This window comes from Nostoc sp. PCC 7107 (genome assembly GCF_000316625.1).
Taxonomy (GTDB): Bacteria; Cyanobacteriota; Cyanobacteriia; order Cyanobacteriales; family Nostocaceae; genus Nostoc_B.
In genome coordinates this window covers 4,829,941-4,846,675 of the sequence record NC_019676.1, presented here as the reverse complement: position 1 = coordinate 4,846,675, position 16,735 = coordinate 4,829,941, and the positions used below count along the sequence as shown (strand labels likewise).

Annotated in this window: 12 protein-coding genes and 1 tRNA gene; 10 read left to right on the top strand and 3 right to left on the bottom strand. The window is 39.6% G+C overall.

Annotation, left to right across the window (positions count from 1 at the left end; genetic code table 11):
• Positions 1–4 precede the first annotated feature (4 nt).
• Both NOS7107_RS20675 and nagZ read right to left on the bottom strand, forming a co-directional pair.
• Entirely contained in the window at positions 5–1,651 is a 1,647-nt protein-coding gene (locus NOS7107_RS20675) for a radical SAM protein (RefSeq protein ID WP_015114896.1), read from the bottom strand.
• 266 nt (positions 1,652–1,917) lie between these two features.
• On the bottom strand, positions 1,918–3,006 hold the full coding sequence (gene nagZ / locus NOS7107_RS20670) for a beta-N-acetylhexosaminidase (RefSeq protein ID WP_015114895.1): 1,089 nt from the start codon (positions 3,004–3,006) through the stop codon (positions 1,918–1,920).
• A 268-nt stretch (positions 3,007–3,274) separates the two neighbouring features.
• Between nagZ and pds the strand changes: the two genes are divergently transcribed.
• From pds to NOS7107_RS20650, 4 genes are all read left to right on the top strand, one after another.
• A complete protein-coding gene (gene pds, locus NOS7107_RS20665; protein WP_015114894.1) occupies positions 3,275–4,714 on the top strand; it encodes a 15-cis-phytoene desaturase in 1,440 nt (479 codons plus the stop codon).
• Positions 4,698–5,630, top strand: a complete 933-nt coding sequence (crtB, locus tag NOS7107_RS20660; RefSeq protein WP_015114893.1) for a 15-cis-phytoene synthase CrtB — start codon at positions 4,698–4,700, stop codon at positions 5,628–5,630. Before pds ends, crtB begins: the two co-directional genes overlap by 17 nt.
• Before the next feature lie 80 nt (positions 5,631–5,710).
• Positions 5,711–5,802 (top strand) — tRNA-Ser (locus NOS7107_RS20655).
• Between the two features lie 195 nt (positions 5,803–5,997).
• On the top strand, positions 5,998–7,311 hold the full coding sequence (locus NOS7107_RS20650) for an ABC transporter substrate-binding protein (RefSeq protein WP_015114892.1): 1,314 nt from the start codon (positions 5,998–6,000) through the stop codon (positions 7,309–7,311).
• Positions 7,312–7,519: 208 nt separating this feature from the next.
• On the opposite strand, the gene NOS7107_RS20645 is transcribed toward NOS7107_RS20650, so the two are convergent.
• Entirely contained in the window at positions 7,520–8,458 is a 939-nt protein-coding gene (locus NOS7107_RS20645) for a serine hydrolase (protein ID WP_015114891.1), read from the bottom strand.
• A 6-nt stretch (positions 8,459–8,464) separates the two neighbouring features.
• Between NOS7107_RS20645 and NOS7107_RS20640 the strand changes: the two genes are divergently transcribed.
• The 6 genes from NOS7107_RS20640 to NOS7107_RS20615 all read left to right on the top strand — a co-directional run bounded on the left by NOS7107_RS20640 (position 8,465) and on the right by NOS7107_RS20615 (position 16,606).
• Positions 8,465–9,169 carry a C40 family peptidase gene (locus NOS7107_RS20640; protein WP_015114890.1) on the top strand — a complete coding sequence of 235 codons (705 nt, stop codon included), beginning with the start codon at positions 8,465–8,467 and terminating at the stop codon, positions 9,167–9,169.
• Positions 9,170–9,183: 14 nt separating this feature from the next.
• Positions 9,184–10,203 (top strand): glycosyltransferase family 2 protein, encoded by a 1,020-nt coding sequence (locus NOS7107_RS20635; RefSeq protein ID WP_015114889.1) that lies wholly within the window; start codon positions 9,184–9,186, stop codon positions 10,201–10,203.
• 53 nt (positions 10,204–10,256) lie between these two features.
• Positions 10,257–10,820 carry a Uma2 family endonuclease gene (locus NOS7107_RS20630; RefSeq protein ID WP_015114888.1) on the top strand — a complete coding sequence of 188 codons (564 nt, stop codon included), beginning with the start codon at positions 10,257–10,259 and terminating at the stop codon, positions 10,818–10,820.
• 156 nt (positions 10,821–10,976) lie between these two features.
• Entirely contained in the window at positions 10,977–12,218 is a 1,242-nt protein-coding gene (locus NOS7107_RS20625) for an MFS transporter (RefSeq protein ID WP_015114887.1), read from the top strand.
• A gap of 558 nt (positions 12,219–12,776) precedes the next feature.
• Complete coding sequence (locus NOS7107_RS20620; protein WP_015114886.1) at positions 12,777–13,346, top strand: DUF5706 domain-containing protein; 570 nt, start codon at positions 12,777–12,779, stop codon at positions 13,344–13,346.
• Between the two features lie 56 nt (positions 13,347–13,402).
• The gene (locus tag NOS7107_RS20615) at positions 13,403–16,606 is read left to right on the top strand and encodes a pentapeptide repeat-containing protein (RefSeq protein WP_015114885.1); all 3,204 of its coding nucleotides are present in this window, start codon (positions 13,403–13,405) and stop codon (positions 16,604–16,606) included.
• Positions 16,607–16,735 lie beyond the last annotated feature (129 nt).

Here is a 16,735-nt window from a genome sequence, read left to right as displayed (position 1 = left end):
TTGACTATGAATTTAAGGGTTGCAGTTCTTTGGAGGATGAACGGAAATGACTGGTAGCCTCATCCAAGTGCTTTAGTAGTGTAGACTGCGGTAGCGGCCCTTGCAAGTGGCTCCAAGGCAAGACTTGAGATGTTGACCAAGTATTATGGACGTAGAAATCTAAATCGGGTATTTGTCCTTTAAGTTGCTTAAAAGCACGTTTGTAACTACCCAAAGAGTCGCCAAAGTCGCGGGTAAGTTCTAAAAGTTGAGATAAGCGGCGATCGCCTCTGGATAACAAAGCCTGTATGATAGACCAGTTATAACTTTCGGGACGAAAATCTATCCCCTGGGGTTTGAGTTGTTTTTGTAAAAGCTGCAACCGTTTTTCTGCTTGACGATTTACCCCAAACCATTGAAATGGTGTATGGGATTTCGGCACAAAGGTGCTACAGCCATAGCTTAATCTTAGTCCAGGCGCAGCTTTTTTGATATTCCGCATCATCGCTACAGTTGCGTCCAAATCTTCCGCCTCTTCTCCAGGAATACCTACCATCCCGTAGAGTTTTAATGCTGAGAGTCCGCCAGCTTTAGCATTTATCGCCGCTTGGATGATTTCATCATTTTGCAACTTTTTGTTGATGATTTGCCGGAGTTTATCGGAACCACTTTCTACCGCAATGGTAAGCGATCGCGTGTCACGTTTTGCTAAAGTTTCTGCCAACTGCACCGTTACTGTATTAGTTCTCACCGACGCAATACTCAACCGCACATCATCATATTTTGGCTGACTAATATAATTTAATAACTCCTCAAACTCAGGATGTTGTGTCACAGAAGCACCCAATAATCCCAAGCGGTTTGTTACTTTCAACCCACGTTCAATCGCTGGAATTAATGAACTTTCCAAACTAGCAGTTCTAAATGGTAAAGTCAGATAACTTGCCAAACAAAAGCGACACATTTCGGGACAACTTCTTACCACCTCCACCATATAAATATTTTCCCAAGCAGCCTTTTCAGTGACTACCGTTGAAGCTGAGAGAATATTTCCCCGATAAGTTTGCTTTTGAACAATAGCCGGAACATCTGAATCAATCGGCTTAATTGACTTTACCTCACCATTAGGTGTTTGATATTCCACCTCATACAAACTTGGAATATAAATCCCCGGTATTTGTGCCAATCTTTTTAACTGAATTTGTCTAGGAGCATGTCTAACTTCTTTGTAAGCTGCAATAAAATCTCCCAGCAGATTTTCTCCATCTCCTAACAAAATGATATCAAAAAAATCAGCAAAAGGCTCAGGATTAGCCGTCAAAACTGGGCCACCACCAAAAATGATAGGATAATTTTCATCACGCAAACTTGCCCGAATTGGAATATTCAACGATTCCAACAAATTTAAAATATTTACATAATCTAATTCCCAAGAAATCGAAAATCCTACAATTTCTGGCTGTCTGGGAAGTTGTTCATGAATATCAGTAAATAGACGACTTATCTGCACATCATCGCGCGTTGCTAAAGTTGCCCAAACTACCTGATAGCCAAGGCTAGTAATACCTACACTATATTCATTCGGGAAGGCAAAAATTAAAGGTATTGCATCAGTATCAGGAGTAGTTTGAGTAAATAAAAGACGTTCAGCGGCAAATACAGATGATGTCATTGCAAAATAATTCTTAATTGTTGATTTTTCCTAGTCCATTTAAGATGTATTGCGTTCTCCGCAATCAATTTCATCTATATTTTTATAGCGGATAAATTACACAAAGACTCTGCGTAACTTTGCGTTTACCTCCGCCAGCCTCTGCGTTTAAAAGCAAACTTTCAACCATCTCTCAGTATAACTTAACAAAATATCATTCATTTCACCCAGAGAGAATCAGGAGTTGGAGATGTGAATGAAATATCTGCTGCTAATTTATTAAAGTTTTATGAGAAAGAACAAGCGATCGCTAACTCCGCGTGTTGTAGTAATGTAGCTTTATCTAAAGCATGGACAATATATTGGGGTGTCTGTGCTAGTAAATTTTCAATTCTCTGACTAGCAGCTGTAACTACCTCTTTCTTTAAGTTACCGTTACTGAGCGCATCAGCAAAATCCCCCGCCATGTAATAAGTGCGTTCCAAAGACGATGAGTTGATATTCCGCGAGAGAATAAACAAGTCACACCCAGCGTTAAAAGCGCGGGCGACGGTTCCACTTTGGGTAAACCTATCGGAAACTGCTTTCATATCCAAGTCATCAGAGACAACTACACCCTCAAACCCTAGTTCATCCCGAAGGATATTTTTCAAAATCCGTTGCGAAATAGTCGCCGGGACATCTGGGTCAATTTGGGGAAATAAAATGTGAGTTGTCATAATTAAAGGAACTTGAGCATCAATCAAAGCTTTGAAAGGTATCAGTTCGCGATCGCGCAAATCTTGTACAGTTAAATTTAGTACTGGTAACTCAAAATGAGAATCTGTACTGGTGTCTCCATGTCCCGGAAAATGCTTGGCACATCCTAAAATACCAGACTCTTGTAGCCCTAAATAATATGCCAACGCTCCTTGTGCTGCTGTTTCCGGCGTGTTACCAAAGGCACGCGGCCCAATTATCGGGTTATGCGGATTAGAATAAACATCAGCAACAGGCGACCAAGATACGTTAATTCCCAGTGATTTCAACTCTCGTGCTGTGGCCTTTGCTACTTCTTTAGCTTGCGATCGCAACAACGCAGCATAAGGAAATCTCGTAATTGGTAAGGGTGTACGGACTACACGCCCACCTTCATGATCTAACGTCATGAACATTGAATCACGTTCCGCATATTCACGAATTTGGTCTATGAGTTCTTGAAAGCTGGCTAACCAAACCTGATAAGGAACACCATCTATAAAGTTTTTCGCAAAAAATATCACCCCAACTGGTTTTAATTCACTGAGCGCCCGTTTATCATCATCACTTAATTTTGTGCCGGAAACACCTAGAATTACATGATTTCCGAATAGTTCTAGCTCCCGTGATACTGGCATAATTTATTACCTATAGTTATTGTTTAAATTTGGAGACGAGAGATTAGGGACTAGAGCCTAGGGAAGAAACGTTTTGATTCTCTCATAGTGGTCTAGCTGGAAAAAGTGTTGATTAATTAAGTAATTAGTAAAAAATATTACTCCTCTTGTTCCCCTGACGAGAAGTTTTTAGGTAAGCGATCGCACAATTACTGCCAAATGTAACGGTTTGCAACGTATAATGAGAACGGCAAAACCATTAAGAAATATTGAACAACAGTAGGTTTAAATGCGAGTAGCGATCGCTGGCGCTGGTCTAGCAGGACTTTCCTGCGCGAAATATCTTATAGACGCAGGTCACACTCCCATTGTCTTAGAGCGTCGGGACGTATTGGGTGGCCTGGTAGCAGCATGGAAAGATTCTGACGGCGACTGGTACGAAACCGGGTTACACGCCTTCTTTGGGGCATACCCCAATATGCTGCAATTGCTCAAGGAGTTAGGCATTGAAGACCGCCTCCAGTGGAAAGAGCATACACTAATTTTTAATCAACCAGAAAAACCCGGAACACTCTCACGGTTTGATGTTCCCGATATTCCCTCTCCTTTTAACATTATTGCCTCGATTCTTCGCAACAACGATATGTTGACTTGGGAGCAGAAGATTAGGTTCGCTATCGGCCTGCTTCCAGCCATCGTGCGCGGTCAAAAATATGTCGAAGAGATGGACAAGTACAGCTTTGCCGAGTGGTTGAAAAGACAAGGTATTGGGGAACGGGTAGCAAGTGATGTGTTTATCGCTGCTTCTAAAGCCCTCACCTTTATCAACCCCGATGAAGTATCATCCACAATTTTATTAACAGCCCTAAATCGCTTTTTGCAAGAGCGATATGGCTCCAAAATCGCCTTTTTGGATGGTTCACCCACTGAAAGATTGTGTCAACCTATTGTTGATTACATTACCGCAGGTGGCGGTCAAGTCCGGCTAAATGTACCTCTCAAACAAATTGTCCTCAACCCCGATGGGACAGTCAAAGAATTTTTGTTGCGCGGGTTAAATGGCGAACCAGATGAAGTTGTGACGGCAGACTTTTACGTATCAGCCATGTCAGTTGATGCCTTAAAAGTGATGTTGCCAGAACCTTGGAAGCAAGTAGAGTGCTTCCAAAAGCTAGAAGGCTTAGAGGGTGTGCCAGTAATTAACCTCCATCTCTGGTTTGATCGCAAATTAACCGACATTGATCAACTACTTTTTTCGCGATCGCCCCTCCTCAGCGTTTATGCTGATATGAGCAACACTTGTCGAGAATACGCTAACCCAGATCGCTCAATGTTGGAATTAGTTCTGGCTCCTGCTAAAGATTGGATTAGCAAATCTGACGAGGAAATTGTTGCTGCAACTATGACAGAGTTGGAAAAACTCTTACCCGAACACTTTGGGAAAGAAAATCCAGCCAAACTGTTGAAATCTCATGTAGTGAAAACGCCGCGTTCAGTTTACAAAGCGACTCCTGGTCGCCAACAGTACCGTCCTCCCCAAAAAACTCCCATCACCAATTTCTTTCTCAGCGGGAGTTACACCATGCAACGCTATTTAGGCAGTATGGAAGGGGCCGTACTTTCTGGTAAGCTAACAGCGCAGGCGATTTGTGAATCGCTGCCAGAGGCCAGTGCCTCAAACCTACAAACGCTAACCCGAACGCCTGCAACGAATGCTGCAACTGCCTGATTCCCCCCCGCGCATGAAAACGCTGGTCTCTGTAGACGAGTCATACAAACTTTGTCGGCAACTTATCGCCAAGTACTCCGCAACTTTCTACCTGAGTACTTTGCTTTTGAGTAAAGAAAAACGCCCTGCTGTTTGGGCTATTTATGCTTGGTGTCGCCGTACAGATGAACTAGTGGATGGCCCTGCATCTGCTCTTACCACACCAGAAACCCTAGATCAATGGGAGCAGCAGCTAGAATCAATTTTTGCTGGACACCCAGTCGAAAATTATGATGTAGCTTTGGTTGATACTGTGCAACGCTTTCCGATGGACATTCAGCCCTTTCGGGACATGATTGCTGGACAGAGAATGGACTTGTACCGCAGCCGCTACGAAACTTTTGAGGAACTATACCTCTACTGTTATCGGGTGGCTGGTACTGTTGGCTTGATGTCAACTGCAATCATGGGGTTGGATAACACCAGCAATACAGCACCGTGGAACCGCGAACAACCCTCTTATATTCCCACTCACGAAGAAATTGCTCTAGGAATCGCTAAACAACTGACCAACATCTTAAGAGATGTGGGAGAAGATGCAAGGCGGGGGCGAATTTATCTGCCGTTAGAAGACTTGGCAAGATTTAATTATACCGAGCAAGACCTGTTGAAAGGTGTCATAGATGACCGCTGGCGTTCTCTTATGCGCTTTCAAATTGCACGGGCAGAACAATTTTATCGCAAGGCAGAAAGAGGTATTGCTTATCTATCTCCTGATGCGCGTTTACCCGTTTGGGCAGCGTTGATGCACTACAGTGGCATTTTAAATGTCATTGAACGTAACGATTATGACGTGTTCACTCAGCGAGCCTACGTCCCCCAGTGGCGAAAGTTATCGACTTTACCCGTGGCATGGATGCGATCGCAAGTTCTGTAAAATTTAGTCAATAGTCAACAGCAAAATAAATAACTATTGACTATTGATGAAAAACTGCTAACATAGATATTCGTGACCCTGGAGAGGTGGCTGAGTGGTCGAAAGCGGCAGATTGCTAATCTGTTGTACGGCAGGCAACTCCGTACCGAGGGTTCGAATCCCTCCCTCTCCGTTTTCCATCAGTACATTCCACTCAGTACTGCAAATCATTAAACAAATATTAATATCTATGTTGGCATTAACACAGATACTCCTTATGGTAGATGTTATCATTTAACATTTGGAGTCTGTTAAGATAAAGCTAACCTGAAACATAGTTTGAATCTTGCTTTCAGACTCCTAAATATCAGAGGAGTGAAAGTTAATTATGCCGAGAATTACTACTGCCCTAGCCTTGAGTGTAGCTACCATAGCTACAGGCTTTTTCATGGCAGCTTGTGAGAATGCGAATACAAACAATACGACCAGTACTAATTCCCCAACAGCGACCTCAACCACTACAACCAGCAGTACTGATGGGTTAAAAATTGGGACTTTACTACCAACAACAGGTGACTTAGCTTCCATCGGACAGCAGATGGTAGGTTCTGTGCCTTTGCTAGTGGATACCGTTAACGCCTGTGGTGGAGTCAATGGTAAAAATGTCACACTCGTACAAGTAGACGACCAAACCGACCCGAAAGCAGGTGCATCTGGGATGACCAAACTGGCAACACTAGATAAAGTTGCAGGTGTAGTCGGTTCCTTTGCCAGTAGTGTTTCAACAGCGGCGGTTTCTGTTGCTGTACCGAATAAAGTTATGTTGGTGTCTCCTGGTAGCACCAGTCCCGTATTTACAGATAAAGCGAAAAAAGGCGACTTTAAAGGCTTTTGGGCGCGGACTGCACCCCCAGATACTTACCAAGCATTAGCATTAGCCCAGTTAGCCAACAAAAAAGGTTTTAAACGCGTGTCCACAGTTGTGATTAACAACGATTACGGTGTGGGTTTTGAAAAAGCATTTGTCGAAACTTTTGAAAAATTAGGTGGCACAGTAGTTAATAAAAATAACCCAGTGCGTTACGATCCCAAAGCCCAAACCTTTGACACCGAAGCGGCGGCGGCGTTTGCTGGTAAGCCAGATGCAGTAGTCGCTGTACTTTATGCAGAGACAGGTAGTCTACTCCTGAAAGCTGCTTATCAACAAGGTTTGACCAAGGGAGTCCAAGTTTTGCTGACAGATGGTGTGAAATCACCTACCTTCCCAGAACAAGTAGGTAAAGGTAGCGATGGCAAATTTATTTTAGCTGGGGCTTTGGGTACAGTGCCAGGTTCCGATGGCAAAGCCTTAGAAGCTTTTAACAAATTGTGGAAAGAGAAAAAAGGTGGTTCACCGGGAGAATACGCACCTCAAGCCTGGGATGCAGCTGCATTGTTAGTCTTGGCAGCACAAGCCGCTAAAGACAACACAGGTGTGGGCATTTCCAGTAAAATTCGGGAAGTTGCAGCTGGTTCAGGTACAGAAGTTACTGATGTTTGTGAAGGGTTAAAGTTACTCCAAGAAGGTAAAACGATTAACTACCAAGGTGCTAGTGGCAACGTAGATGTTGATGCTAACGGTGATGTCCTCGGTGTTTATGACGTTTGGTCAGTCGGAGATGACGGCAAAATTAGCGTGATAGATAAAGTTACACCTAAATAGCGATTAAGTAGGTAGGTGTTAAAAATTGTCGTTATGACAAGGCAGGAGGAAAGAGGTTTTCAAGCCACTTTACTTTTTGTTACATAGTTCGGTTTATTTGCACAGTTCTACTTAAAAAGGCAAAAGAATTTTCTTTTGCCTTTTGCTTTTTTACTTTTAGGGAGTGGGGAGTAGTTTGTTTGTGATTTATTCAGGGCTGCTAAAAACTTCACAGATTGCTAATAGCTTCTGTAACTAGTTTAGAGACAAAGGGTAGAATTTCGCGGTTGGTAGCATTGGCTTTACCTTCAGTAAAAACTACTAGTAAATAAGGACGTTGTTCAGGTATCTCAATATACGCTGCATCGTGACGCACTTGACTTGTCCAACCTGCCTTTGACCAAATTTGCGCGTTTTGCGGTAAACCACCACCGATAAAACCTGTGATTTGGTCTTCTTCGACGTTTTGAGGTAAATTTTCTGGTTTTAGACTGCGTTTGAGTAGATTCATCATAGCTTGCGATCGCCAACTCGAAACTGCGACCCCACCCACGATACTATGTAGTAACCGAGCGATCGCATTTGTCGTCAACATATTGCGATTATCCAGCGTCTCTCCATAAAATGCTCTCTCCCGTCCATAAGGGCCATCACACCAAGTTTTTTGGCAAACATTAATTGTCTCCATTTCCTCCCAACCTAAAGATTGGTAGTAGCGGTTAACAATATGACGTTGTTGCTTCCAAGTTTCAAAAGGCCCTGATGATAACTCTGGCCCCGAAGTGGTACCAGTCAAAATATCTACCACTAAACTGGTCGCATCATTACTAGAATCAATTATCATATCGCCCAAGGCTCTCTCCAATTCCTTCGAGGTTTGGATCATGCCTTTTTCTAACCACTCATTTACTGCTACCAAGTAAAATAACTTAACCACACTTGCGGGGTAAATCCGTTCTACACCACGATAAGTAAAACCACGAACTGGGTGATTCCAAAAGGCATCGGGAGTTAAAGCACCACCAGTATTTACGAGTACTGGCGGATCGTAGACAACCCAAGTCAAAGCAATTTGATTTTGGGCTAATGTCGGAAATGTTGCCCAAGTTGCCTCTAAAATGCCATTACCCAAATTTTCCAGTTGTTCGTCTTTTCTAAAGAAAACCATCGAATAATGCTCTCTAATCCAGAATCCCAAATCCTCAATTTCACCGCCTCTGAATACCAGTGTCTCGCAAACCTCAACTTATACGATTCTCCAGAATGTACTGGCTTGGCAACTCAAGCTGCGGCTGGGCGACATTTACAGGTAACATCAAATCATCAAGATACAGCAGTTGAGGTGTATTTATGTGAGGATGATTATCCAGGCTGGGTGTCGTTTGCTGATTTAGGTTTATTACAACCTGCTACTGTACATTATCAAGCTGCAACATTGGCGGAAACTGAAATTAAAAAACTACTTCCCAAAGTGATTGTTTTTGCCCAAAAAGCGATGGAACAACCTAATGAGTATCTTTGGGGTGGGACAGTCGGGCCAAATTATGACTGTTCTGGTTTGATGCAGGCGGCGTTTGTCTCGGTGGGAATTTGGCTACCAAGAGATGCTTATCAGCAAGAAGCTTTTGTTCAACCAGTCAAGCTATCAGAATTAACACTAGGAGATTTAGTATTTTTCGGCACACCAGCAAGAGCGACCCATGTCGGGCTTTATTTAAGTGATGGTGCTTATATCCATAGTTCAGGAAAGGCACAAGGACGCAATGGTATAGGTATTGATGTTCTCTCGGAACAGGGAGATGCAGTGAGTCGGTCATATTATCAGCAACTACGCTGTGCTGGCAGAGTTGTGCAAAGTTACGAACCACAGAGGCGCTGAGGACGCGGAGAGTTATGAGGAGTGGGTTGATTCCAGAGAGAATGAATGAGGAAAATAAGGCGATTTCCGCAAATTTACCTGCGGTTTCGGTAGTTGTACCTGTACGTGATGAGGTTGAAAGCTTACCACATTTAATCGAGGCGATCGCATCTACTTTATCTAATAGTCAAATTAGTTATGAAATCATCTGTGTTGATGATGGTTCTACAGATGGTTCGGCGGAATTTCTCAAACAACAAGCACAAATTCGCAATGATTTAAAAGCGGTAATTCTGCGGCGTAATTATGGACAAACAGCAGCCATGTCTGCTGGTTTTAACTATGCAGTGGGCAAAGCCGTAGTAACTTTAGATGCTGACTTGCAAAATGATCCTGCTGATATCCCGATGTTATTGGCGAAGTTGGATGAAGGTTACGATTTGGTCAGTGGTTGGCGGCAAAAACGCCAAGATGGGGCTGTAAATCGCTTACTTCCTTCTAAAATTGCTAACTGGCTGATTAGGCGTACTACTAGTGTTTATATTCATGACTACGGCTGTTCCCTCAAAGCCTATCGCTCAGAATTGGTAGCAGATATGCACCTCTACGGCGAATTACACCGATTCTTACCAGCACTGGCATATATTGAAGGGGCAAGAATTACGGAAATGCCCGTGCGTCACCACGCGAGGCGATTTGGGCGGAGTAAGTACGGCATATCCCGGACTTTTCGCGTGTTAATGGATTTGTTAACTATTTTGTTTATGAAAAAGTTCCTCACCCGCCCGATGCACGTTTTTGGGTTGTTGGGTTTGATTTCGATGGTTTTGGGTGTGGGAATAGGAATTTATTTGACATTTGTCAAGTTTGCAATGGGTGAAATGATTGGTAATCGTCCGTTGCTAATTTTGGCAGTTTTATTATTAGTAACTGGTGTACAGCTATTTTGCTTTGGTTTGTTGGCAGAATTGTTGATGCGTACTTACCATGAATCGCAGGGAAGACCTATTTACCGAGTCAGAGAAGTAGTTGACAATAAAAATAACCCAACTTGATGTAATTCGTAATTAACATTAGTAGTAGGTTTTTTTGGGATGTTTGACTGATTATGATAGCTTCACCCAACTACATCTCACCCGCAGAATATCTGCAAATGGAGGAAACAAGCTCCATTAAACACGAATATATTGATGGCTACACATATAAACTAGATGGATCAATAGATTCCCACGTTACAATTGCTGGAAATATTGGTGTACTTTTAAGAAATAAGTTGCGCGGTTCGAGATACCGTGTTTATATTCTGGCGATGAAAGCTAGAATTGAATCTTTGAATCGATATTACTATCCTGATGTGATGGTGACTTGCGATTCACGAGACCAAGAAACACACGGACATAAAAGATTTCCCTGTCTAATTGTTGAAGTTTTATCTAACTCTACTGAAGCTTTTGACAGGGGTGATAAATTCGCTGATTATCAAACAATAGAAAGCTTAAAAGAATACGTTTTAATTAATACGAAACGCCAACGAGTTGAATGTTTTCGCCTCAATGATGATGGTTTTTGGGTTTTACAAACATACACATCTCAAGAACAATCATTTCGACTCAAGAGTGTTAATTTTGAAGGAAAAATGGCAGAACTTTACGAAGATGTAGTATTTGAATAACGCTGAGTAAAATTCTACCCAGCACTTCTGCCTTTATACTCCTATACTTGCCTCAATGTGCTTTAATAGCTGTTCGGATACGGGAACTAGTGGCAAAAAATGTTAACCAACATAACAATATTAGAACAATTATAGTTAGCGTTCTTTGCATCTACCTTGAAAGCTTTTAATACATTTGATACCGACCTCCGGCGAAACCTACTGATTTTGTTTGCAGCAGGTTTGTTATTCTGGTCAAGCACGGCCGCTTTTTTACCAACGCTACCGCTATACATTCAGGATATAGGTGGTAGTAAGCAAGAAATTGGCATAGTTATGGGTGGCTTTGCCATTGGGTTGTTGGTGTTTCGTCCTATGCTGGGAAAACTAGCAGATACACGGGGACGGAAACTGGTTTTATTGATTGGCATCACAGTAGCAGCGATCGCACCTTTTGGCTATTTAGTGTTTAAATCCATCCCCTTATTATTCCTGCTACGGATTTTTCACGGAATTAGTATTGCTGCTTTTAGCACTGGCTACAGTGCTTTGGTAGCTGATTTAGCACCTGTGGTTATTCGTGGAGAAATTATTAGTTACATGAGTTTAACTGGCCCCATTGGTTTAGCCCTGGGGCCAGCAATTGGTGGATATTTACAAGAGAGTTTTGGCTATTCGCAATTCTTTTTGTTTACCGCCACCATTGCTATGATTGCACTATTGTGTGGATCACAAGTCATCAATCCACCATTAAATGCACAATCACAATCGGAACGCCAAAAAAGTAATTTTTGGCAAATATTAACTAGTTCAAGAGTGAAAGTTCCGGCTGTAGTGATGTTACTGGTGGGTACATCTATCGGTGCTTTGCATGTCTTTGTGTCGTTATTTATTAAATCTACTGAAGTAAGTTTTAATGGTGGTTGGTTTTTCACAGTTTCCGCCATCTCTAGTTTTATAATCAGAGTGTTGGCTGGTCGCGCCAGCGATCGCTTCGGTCGAGGTTTGTTTATTACCTTTGGAATTGCTTCATATACCTTGGCTTGTGTATTACTATGGCAAGCTAACAGCACCAATGCTTTTTTGATATCTGCGATCGCCGAAGGCTGCGGTGGTGGCACAATATTTTCGATGATGGCTACTATGATGGCAGATCGTTCACTACCCCAAGAACGGGGGCGAGTTTTTGCTATTTGTCTAGCTGGATTGGATTTAGGAATTGCGATCGCTGCGCCTATATTTGGCTATGTCAGTGAGTTTGTCGGCTACCGTAATATGTTTGGTTATAGTGCAGCACTCACCTTTTTAGCATTACTAATTTTCCTCACCTTATCCAACAAAAATCTCACTAATTCCTTGCGCTTTGCTCTTGGTCGAGGTGAAGATGCCTTTTCGTTAAATAATATTGACGTGAGTTAAATGTTGAGTTGTTGAAAAGATTTGATTTGTAGAAAGGTGAAATTTTACCTCCCTACAAATCTGTAAAATATTAGAGACTCTTTTCAGTATCTAGTATCTTGTTTCTTCTAGTATTTGAGATTTGTAAATTTTTGGCAACTTTTCTATAATGCAAAAGACAGTTTTTCTATAAATTTCATATTTTTTTATAATTTTTAATAATCGCTTAAAAATCGAAAATTTACTACTATTGCTTTTTTTGATTCAAGAATTATTTTTTGATTTTTAGTTTATAATGCTATTTATTATGTGTTTCTTAAATAGAAAATAAATACAGTTCAGTTAAAGTGATTGGTTAGCTTTTACAATCTGTAGAGGTGTTTTAAATATCTCCTACAATATTTGTTATAGCTATAATCATGTACATGGTGTATTTAAACAACTCTGTGCCTTTTTTTCCTTAGAGAGTAGGTTTTTAAATCACATAAGATTGCTGTATATAAATTGTTTATATGTCATTTAAAGATAGACATGGAAAACATATAAATATGATTAGTAAATTAGGTAAGCAAATCTTTTATGGATGAAGTGACCAGTAAACTACTAATTATTTTTCAGAATGTCAATGAATGGCTGAGATTTGCAGAAGCAAAAAATGCTATTTTACTTGCTTTTTCTGGTGCTGGAGTTACCGCAACCATCACTCTTCTAGCTACAGTAGAAAAGCTGCCAAACTCCTTACGTATTGGATTGTTATTGACAACATCTCTGCTTTGTATTTCAGCCTTAATCTGTTCTCTTTCATTTATTCCTAAAACGAACTTAGAGCGACTGCTATGGTTACAAACCATGCCTATGAGAAATTCTACATCTGCCATCAGAGATACAGATAACCTATATTTCTTTGGTGACTTACAAAAATACGACTCGCAAGGATTACTTAAAGCATTAAATAAATACTATTTTGATAACAATATGAAAACTTTTAAAAAAGAATACAAAGATATAGCAAGCCAAATTACTATTAATGCTAGAATTACGTTTCTAAAATTTAGAATATTTACCTATGCCGTTTACATATTAATCTTCTCAATTTTAGTAATTCCTTGTTCAATTTTAATTAGTTTGGTAATTCATAAAACATTATAAATAAAATTTTTAAGAATAATCGCCCCCAAAACCTACTATAAATTTACTCATAAATCATGAATGAACCTGTGATAAAAACTGTGGTGGAAATTGATCTTAAGGGATACAGTGAAATTGTTAGAGAAGTAGAAGAATTTTGTCAAGAATTCAGACAAAAATTTGGTTGTGATAATTTGAATCTTTTGCCATTCATCAACAGGCATATTCAAAACTTTATTGATAAAGGGTTAGAGACAATAAATAAGAAGCGTGAAGATGTAGTTCAAGCAACCAATGGAGATAACGCTGTGATTATTTTAGATAATGCTGATGAAGCTTATAAATTTGCCACAGCCGTTCATAAAGCTACTAAATCATATAATGATAAGCAAACCGAACCATCGGCAGAAAGACGGTTCCGTATTGGAGCCGCAACTGGCGAACTTGTTGAAAACTATGATGGTAACACCTTGACAGGCTACACTATCGTTAAGGCTTATCGTCTAGAAGCAAATGCAGAACCAGGAAAATATTTTGTTGTTGACGTAGAAACACATAAATCCTTTTCACCAGAGATACACAACAAATTTGGTGATGAAAAAACTGTATATGATAAAAATAATAAGGAATTTCAAGCTCACATTTGCCAAATTATCTATGATAATTCATGGGAATACTTCGATAAATTAAATGATAGAGAAAAGCAAATAGTTTATAAAATTGGACTTGAGGATACTGAGAAACAAGAGATTAGCGAAGATCATTTAATAAGAAGGTTAGTAGAAGAAGTAATTGTTGAAAAAGAACATAGTTCTCAAACCGTATTTGTTTTAACAGAAAAATTCTTAAATTATTTTCCGGAAATAATTATTAATGCTATTCTTGAAGAAATTAAAGAAAAGAGATTAAATATTTTAAAAAATTATTCAATTTTTAAAATCCTAGAACGTCTTAATTTAGAGTCTCTTAAAGAGAGATTGCAAACTCTAATTCAAATAGATGGATTAACGCTTGCTGATTATCTAATCAATATAATTAAGAATTTACAAAAAGAGGAGAATGATGGAAACTTATCAGAAAATTATGCGGTTGGAAATATTTTTAATTTATTAATTAAACTCAACATCAAGAAAAATTTTAGTTACTTTGATCTATCAAATATTTCCATTTGGAATGCTGATTTAACAGAAGCTATTTTAACAGGAGTAGATTTTAGCAATTCTGACCTGAAAAACTCTAAATTTTCTCAACCATTAGGTTGTATTCACTCCATTGCTTTTAATACTGATGGTAGTTATTTTGCTACAGGTGATGCTCATGGTTCAATTCGAGTTCATAATACAAAGACTTTAGAACTATGTTTTTTTCATAATGAAAGGAAAAGTCAGATTTGGTCAGTTGCTTTTAGGAAAGATAACAAACATAATAAAGAAAAAGAAATGTTAGCTTGGGGAGCAGAAGATGGTAGTGTCAGGTTGTATGAGATTACAACTAACACCTCATCAGATAATAAGACGGAGCCAAACCTTATTCATGAAATAAATGAAACAAAACGTATATTATCAGTAGCTTTTAGTCCTGATGGGAATACTTTAGCAATTGGAGGAGATGAAAATATCAAGGTTATAAAAATTAATCATAGTTATGCTCATAGCAGTACTTTAAATGTTAGCCAAATATCTTGCATGACCTTTATTAGTAATGATTGTATTGCTAGTGGCAGTCAGGATGGCCATATCAGACTCTCGCATATAGAACCGAGAAATAGGAATAAAGATGCAAGTTGGACTGTACATCCACAGGCAGTATTACGATGTATTGCTTATCATAGTACCAAAAAGATTTTAGCTATTGGAGGAGAAGATGGAAAATTACACTTATTGCATCTTGATCCTAATAATCGCTATATGGAGAGATTTGACCTGAAAACAGAAATTAGTCAAGTACGGACACTAGCATTTAATCAAGATGGGAATATTCTTGCTGTTGGATGTATAGATAATAATTTAAATGGAGAGAGTGAGCATAAAATTAAGCTATGGAGTTTCTCTGAAAACAACTGGATAGACACATTGGAGGGTCATGAACATGCGATTAGAAGTTTAGCATTTTGTCCCCAGTCTCATAATCCTAAACTTTTAGTCAGTGGTGGTGATGGACGCACTGTTTTATTTTGGCATCAGGAAGACAAAAGATGGGAATTATCTAACCGTAAGTTAGAAGGATATGCTAATCGTATTTGGTCAGTAGCACTAAGTAGAGATGGTAAAACCTTTGCTTGTGGAGGTGAAGACAGTAAAATTCATCTTTGGAATTATCATGAACGCACACATATTCCACTTCAAACTCTTGACAAACATAGTAATTGGGTTTGGTCAGTAGCATTTAGCCCCAATGCTGATATTTTAGCGAGTGCTTGTGAAGATAATAAAATTTATTTGTGGGGGTTACAAGAGGGGAAATGGCAACATATTTGTGAGTTGGTAGGAAATTCTGAAATCAAGGGACATGAGAAACGTGTCCGATGTGTTGTGTTTCATCCTGATGGATATAATCTGGCTAGTGCAGGAAATGATAATAAAATTATTTTATGGGACATAACAGATTTACAAAGTCCTCAAATATTATCAGGGTTTACTAAACATACTGACCGAGTACTGTCTGTAGCTTTTAGCCCAGATGGTAATTACCTAGCTAGTAGTAGCCGTGATCAAAATATTTATCTAATAGAAGTAGACACCAATCATAAGCCTTACTCGCTAGGAAATAATTACTTGCTAGGAAATCATAGTGATTCCCATAAAGACCAAGTTCATAGCATTGCTTTTAGCCCAGATAGTAATAAGTTGGTTAGCGGAGATTTTGATAGGGAACTAAAATTATGGGATGTCAAGAGGCAAAAACTTATTGGGCATTGGTATGGATATCAAAAAATACTATCTGTTGCATTTCATCCAAAAAAACAAATTGTAGCTAGTGCTGGACATGATCACATTATTCAACTATGGGATGTTGATGATCCCAATAATGTAAAACTTATAAAAACATTTAAAGGACACAAACGTACTGTAGAGTCTGTAGTATTTACTCCTGATGGCAAACAACTTATTAGCTGTAGCCAAGACCAGACTATCAAGTTTTGGCAGGTAGAAGGGGAAATTAATATTAGTATCCATACTCTAGAACTTGGCAAACCATATCAAGGTATGAGTATTTCTGGTGTTAAAGGTTTTGACTTACCCCAAATCTTAGCTTTGGAAGAACTAGGAGCTTCAAAATGAGGAATTACGCATGAAAAAGAAAAATAAATGGCAAGATTGTAAAGTTTTGGGGGTGTATGTATGCAAAAATCTTACACTTCATACCTTTTCACTCCTACAATCAGTCTCCATCGACAATCTTTGTGCGTA

What these genes read in the sequence shown, in the direction of transcription:
- NOS7107_RS20675 (WP_015114896.1), bottom strand. Translation starts at nt 1,651, where the DNA reads ATGACATCATCTGTATTTGCCGCTGAACGTCTTTTATTTACTCAAACT.
- nagZ (WP_015114895.1), bottom strand. Translation starts at nt 3,006, where the DNA reads ATGCCAGTATCACGGGAGCTAGAACTATTCGGAAATCATGTAATTCTA.
- pds (WP_015114894.1), top strand. Translation starts at nt 3,275, where the DNA reads ATGCGAGTAGCGATCGCTGGCGCTGGTCTAGCAGGACTTTCCTGCGCG.
- crtB (WP_015114893.1), top strand. Translation starts at nt 4,698, where the DNA reads ATGCTGCAACTGCCTGATTCCCCCCCGCGCATGAAAACGCTGGTCTCT.
- NOS7107_RS20650 (WP_015114892.1), top strand. Translation starts at nt 5,998, where the DNA reads ATGCCGAGAATTACTACTGCCCTAGCCTTGAGTGTAGCTACCATAGCT.
- NOS7107_RS20645 (WP_015114891.1), bottom strand. Translation starts at nt 8,458, where the DNA reads ATGGTTTTCTTTAGAAAAGACGAACAACTGGAAAATTTGGGTAATGGC.
- NOS7107_RS20640 (WP_015114890.1), top strand. Translation starts at nt 8,465, where the DNA reads ATGCTCTCTAATCCAGAATCCCAAATCCTCAATTTCACCGCCTCTGAA.
- NOS7107_RS20635 (WP_015114889.1), top strand. Translation starts at nt 9,184, where the DNA reads ATGAGGAGTGGGTTGATTCCAGAGAGAATGAATGAGGAAAATAAGGCG.
- NOS7107_RS20630 (WP_015114888.1), top strand. Translation starts at nt 10,257, where the DNA reads ATGATAGCTTCACCCAACTACATCTCACCCGCAGAATATCTGCAAATG.
- NOS7107_RS20620 (WP_015114886.1), top strand. Translation starts at nt 12,777, where the DNA reads ATGGATGAAGTGACCAGTAAACTACTAATTATTTTTCAGAATGTCAAT.
- NOS7107_RS20615 (WP_015114885.1), top strand. Translation starts at nt 13,403, where the DNA reads ATGAATGAACCTGTGATAAAAACTGTGGTGGAAATTGATCTTAAGGGA.